This window comes from Soonwooa sp., assembly GCF_032062245.1.
In the GTDB taxonomy this organism is placed as follows: domain Bacteria; phylum Bacteroidota; class Bacteroidia; order Flavobacteriales; family Weeksellaceae; genus Soonwooa.
Map to the genome: position 1 here is coordinate 1 of NZ_DAMBQF010000050.1, position 5,445 is coordinate 5,445.

Consider the following 5,445-nt stretch of genomic DNA (forward strand, 5'->3'; position numbering starts at 1 on the left):
TAATTTACTTCCTTAATTATCCTAATGCAAACTTACCATAGAAGCGGCATCCTTTTGTGGATGCCGTTTTGCGTTTGGTGTGGTGGCATCTACAAAAGATACAGCGCATAGCGGGATAAAGCTCCTAAAAACAATTTTAAATGGATAAATCACGTTTAATAAAACTCAGTGTTGTTGGTAGCTCCCGAATTTTTTCTAAATTAGTCAACGTTTTATGAAAAGGCTTTATTTTTTTTCGAAGATTAATAAATGGATTATTTATACCATTTTGACGGCAGTTGTGATCGGGATCATTTTGTCGTCGTCGGTGATGATTAATTATCTGCGAGAAAAAGAAACTGGACGGATAAAGTCGATTGCGACGGCGATGAAGTACATGCAAGACGTGAATTTTGACTATCGTCTGAACGAGTTGTCACTGAATGTGATTAACGAAAATGAGGATATTCCGTTTATCTTGACCGACAAAAAAGGCAACCTTATCGAAAGCCGAAATATTCCTGAAGAGGTTAGAAATGATCCTGCTCGATTAAAGGCTGTGATGCGCCAAATGGAAAGTCGATATCCACCGTTTGAGATTCAGTTACCCGAATTTAACAACCAATTTATTTATTACGACAACTCCGAACTGTTGAATAATCTGAGGTTTTATCCGTATGTTCTGGCATTATTTATTGGTGGTTATATTGCGTTTTCGTTTTGGTTTTTGAGAACTTTGAAGAAAACCGATGAAGGTTTTGTATGGGCTGGATTGGCGAAAGAAACGGCCCATCAAATTGGAACGCCGCTATCGTCTATGATTGGTTGGGTCGAAATTATGAAAATGGAAGATGAAAACGGAATGGGCGTTAAAGAGCTGGAACAGGATGTTAATCGATTAAAAACGATTTCGGAAAGGTTTTCAAAAATTGGTTCGATACCAGATCTTAATGAATTGGATTTGACGGAAACCGTTCAGCAAAATTTTGATTATTTAAAGAAACGTATTTCGACACGTGTTGAGTTTAGTTTGCAAAAAACTTACGAGGAAATAATGATTCCGCACAGTCGAATTTTGATGAGTTGGGTTATCGAAAATTTGGTTAAAAATGCGGTGGACGCGATGAAAGGCGAGGGCAAACTCGAAATTTTACTGTATAAAAAGAATCGTACCGTCTATATCGATGTTAAAGATAACGGTTCTGGAATGACCAAAGCCCAAGCGCGAAGTGTTTTCAAACCTGGATATTCTACAAAAAAACGCGGTTGGGGACTAGGACTTTCGCTTGCAAACCGTGTGGTGAAAGAATATCACAATGGCGAAATAAAAGTGAGCCAAACCGAAATTGGAAAAGGCACAACTTTTAGAATTACTCTAAGACTTCCGAAAGAAAAATAAAAATCCCACAAAACTTAAGTTTTGTGGGATTTGAGTTGTTATATATACCGTGAGATTACAATTTACTCACTGGCACTTTGAAAGTAGCAATTGTTTCGTGTTTGCTATTCAATAATAACAATTTATCTAATTGTACATCAAAATATTTGGTTTCTTTCAACACTTTTCCAAAAGTAATTTCGGCTTCCATATCTTGGCAAGACATCATTGTTGCCATGCCTTGGTTGAAGTTAATTTTGTTGCCCGGTTCTACTGTAAATGCACCATTCATTTGGTTACAACCAGCATTACTACTAAATCTAGATGTCTTTTCATCAAGACTAAGATAGCCTTCTTTTTTACTTGTTTTTTGTGCATCAAATGCTTTACCGTACATTTCTTTCAGATACCATTTTTTATTCAAAAGTTGATTGTAATCTTTTGTTAAAACATAGTGATCTTTTAGAGAACTGGTAATTTTTGTTCCGTCTTGATTTAGCATACTTACACTATCTTCTCCGACAAATAATTTTAAACTTTGACCATTTTTGGTTTTTGGTTTTAGATTAACAACATTCCCTGATTCGTCAAAAGAATATGTACCATTTTCTAGAATGTTTGTTCCGTTTTTACCAAGATAATCTTGTTGTAAAATATAGGTGTTGTCTTTGTTTAGGTAGATTCTTGTCTTTATACCACTACAATCCGCACATGGCAAAACGCCAAGATATAAGCCAGGATAATCTAGCGACGTTTTTGCTGTATGACCATCTGGTAAGCTAGATTTAGGAGTTGTCGAACATGCTGACAGACTTAACATTGCTATTGCAAATGCAGAAAAGCCTAAATTCTTAATTGTATTTTTGTTTATCATAACGTATTTTTTTTCATACTTATTCAAAATGTGTTCCTAAAATTTAAATTTCATAAAAAATAAATAATTATTTGCGAATTTTTAAATTGCAAGTTTGAGTTTTTTCAAAATCCGTATCTTCGCAGCATGAAACCAAGTTTTGCAGAATTTGAGTTGCCTAAGGCACTCAATGAAGCTTTGGAGAAACTTAACATCTCTGAGCCAACGCCTATTCAATATAAAAGTTTTTCTCCGATAATGTCCGGTCGCGATATTATGGGAATCGCCCAAACGGGTACTGGTAAGACTTTAGCCTATCTTTTACCGATTCTTAAAGAGTATAAATATTCTAAAACTCAACAACCAAAAATTTTAATCTTGGTGCCTACGAGAGAATTGGTTGTACAGGTTACAGAAGTTCTTATGCAATTGACAGAGTTTATAAACGTACGTGTGATGGGCGTTTATGGTGGTGTGAATATCAATACGCAAAGAAAAAATATTTATGAAAATGGCGTAGATATTTTGGTTGGTACACCAGGTCGTGTTATGGATTTGGGTATTGATAATGTTATCCAATTCAAAGATCTAAAGAAACTTGTTGTTGATGAGTTTGATGAAATGTTAAGCTTGGGCTTCAAAGCACAGTTGACGAATATTTTCACGATGATGAGTGAGAAACGCCAAAACATTTTGTTTTCTGCAACGATGACCGATCAGGTTGATGCGATGTTGAATGAATATTTCAAAAATCCATTAGAAATTTCGTTGGCAAGATCGGGGACACCTTTGGAAAAGATTGATCAGTCGGTGATTCCTGTGGTTAATTTTAATACGAAATTAAATCTTTTAATTCATCTTTTAAAAACTGAAAATGATTTTGAAAAGATTTTAATTTTTGCCAATAATAAAAAACATGCGGATTTAATCTTTAATAAAATTGATGAAGAATTTCCTGAGCAATTTGGTGTAATCCACTCTAACAAATCTCAGAATTTCCGTTTGCGTGTGATGGAAGAATTTAGCAATAATGAACTTCGTGGGATTATCACAACGGATATTATGGCTAGAGGTCTCGATATTCCAGATGTGTCGCATGTTTTCAATTTCGAAATTCCAGAAATTCCAGAGCAATATATCCACAGAATTGGTCGTACTGGTCGAGCTGATAAAAATGGTATTGCAATCAGTTTTTATACACCGAAGGAAGAAGCTGCAATTTTAGATATCGAAGTTTTGATGGATAAAGAAATCCGCAAAGAAGCTTTCTCAAGTGATGTCAAAGTTTCTGATGTGAAAATTGAAGCAGAGAAAGAAGTTATCGTTATGAAAAACCCTGTGGTGGTGAAACTTAACGAAGGCGGTGGTGCTTTCCATGAGAAAAAAGACAAAAACAAAAAAGTCAATTGGGGTGGACCAACTAAGCGTAAACCGCCAAAAACTAAACCAGCCAATCGCGGTCAACAAAAGCAAAAATCTCGCAAGAAAAAATAAAATAAAACGCCCGAATTTTCGGGCGTTTATGTTATTCTAAACTAAAAATTAGTACGTCATTTCAACAATTTTCTTAGCGTCTTCAGGTGTTACCATTTGGTTTTCGCCAAGAAGCCAACCTCTCGATTCAAAAGCCGCTTGTACTTTTTCAGCCGTTCCGTTATAAGAATCGGTATATTCCGAAAGCTTTGTTTTGATATCTAAAGAATGGAAAAACTGCTCCATCGCTTCGATTCCTTTTTTAGCTTTTTCGTCTACCGAACCTTCGGTAATGTTCCAAACACGTTCTGCATATTGTGCTAATTTATCTTTCTTCTTATCAAAATAATAGTGATAATGTTGTGGTGCTACAATTGCTAAAGTTCTTGCGTGGTCGATGCCGTATTGCGCCGTCAATTCGTGTCCCATACTGTGGACAGCCCAATCTTGCGGAACACCTTTCCCGATAAGTCCGTTAAGCGCCATCGTACAGCTCCACATAAAGTTAGCAGCCGCGTCGTAGTCGAAAGCTTCTGCCATCACTTTTGGAGCAACTTCTTGCAAACTCAACAAAATGCTTTCCGCAAAACGATCTTGCAAACTCGCACCTGTCGGATAAGTCATATATTGCTCTAGCACGTGCGTGTAAGCGTCTGTAATACCGTTGGCGATTTGGTTTTTCGGGATTGATCTAATAACTTCAGGATCCAAAATCGAAAACTGAGGAAATAATCCTGGTCCTCCCATTGCTAACTTTTCGCCAGTTCCGCGGCGAGAGATTACAGCGCCAGAGTTCATTTCCGAAGCGGTTGCTGGTAAAGTCAAAACCGTTGCAAAAGGCATTCCTTTTCCTTCTGTGGTTACAACACGGTTTGAAAGGATTTCCCAAGGTTCGCCATCATAGTTGGCTGCCGCTGAAAGAAATTTAACCCCGTCAATAACCGATCCGCCACCAACAGCAAGCAAGTAGTCGATGTTTTTGTCTTTGATCACTCGCAAAGCTTCTAGCAAAACTTCGTATTCTGGATTGGCAGGTACGCCACCAAATTCGGTTAATTTGTAGCCATCAAGCGCAGCGATGACTTGCTCGTAAACACCATTCTTCTTGATGCTTCCGCCGCCATAAATCATTAGGATGTTAGCGTCTTTACGAATCTCGCGGGATAATTTTTCAATTTTCCCTTTTCCAAATATAATTTTTGTAGGATTTTTAAACTCGAAATTTAACATTGTAAATATTTTTTTTAGTGCTATAAATTTACGGAATTATATTCTTTTTGGCGTGCCCTTTTGCCAGAAGACGAGGTTAAAAATTGTTAAATCCTTACCGGCAAAAGGTCGCGTCATGCAGGGCTCCACTTCGTTTCGGTGCTGTGCACCGCGCTTTGCAAGCGCGCCTTTTCTACCGCTCACGCATTTTTATTTACGAATTATGAATTATGAATTATGAATTATGAATTATGAGTTAGTTTTGTTAGACAACAGATAAAGAATCAAGAACCAAGAGCCAAAAACTAAAAACTAAAACCCAACAACTGCCAACTGCAAACCAACAAACAAGTTGCGCGAAACATAGCAGCGGAAATCTTTTTTGTTAGCTTGGGAAAATGTTCTGCACAAAAAGATTGCAGCGAATAGCCTGACCTGACCATTTGGAAAGGTGAGGTGAGGGGCGCGCTCCAATAATTTTAAAACGACACTATCCCATTAAGTGTGTAAGTTAAAAAGTTAGGGCTTGGATTTTATAATCTGAGCCTTTCTT

The 5,445-nt window shown here is 37.1% G+C and carries 4 protein-coding genes; 2 read left to right on the top strand and 2 right to left on the bottom strand.

From position 1 onward, the window contains the following. Positions 1 to 214 precede the first annotated feature (214 nt). Entirely contained in the window at positions 215 to 1,378 is a 1,164-nt protein-coding gene (locus RT037_RS13565; RefSeq protein WP_313032268.1) for a HAMP domain-containing sensor histidine kinase, read from the top strand. Between the two features lie 55 nt (positions 1,379 to 1,433). Here the strand turns inward: RT037_RS13565 and RT037_RS13570 are convergent, their stop codons facing one another. Further along, positions 1,434 to 2,231 (bottom strand): copper resistance protein NlpE N-terminal domain-containing protein, encoded by a 798-nt coding sequence (locus RT037_RS13570; protein ID WP_313032271.1) that lies wholly within the window; start codon positions 2,229 to 2,231, stop codon positions 1,434 to 1,436. A gap of 126 nt (positions 2,232 to 2,357) precedes the next feature. On the opposite strand from RT037_RS13570, the gene RT037_RS13575 reads away from it, so the two are divergent. After that, the gene (locus tag RT037_RS13575) at positions 2,358 to 3,704 is read left to right on the top strand and encodes a DEAD/DEAH box helicase (protein ID WP_313032274.1); all 1,347 of its coding nucleotides are present in this window, start codon (positions 2,358 to 2,360) and stop codon (positions 3,702 to 3,704) included. A 48-nt stretch (positions 3,705 to 3,752) separates the two neighbouring features. On the opposite strand, the gene RT037_RS13580 is transcribed toward RT037_RS13575, so the two are convergent. Continuing rightward, entirely contained in the window at positions 3,753 to 4,913 is a 1,161-nt protein-coding gene (locus tag RT037_RS13580) for an iron-containing alcohol dehydrogenase (RefSeq protein ID WP_313032277.1), read from the bottom strand. Positions 4,914 to 5,445 lie beyond the last annotated feature (532 nt).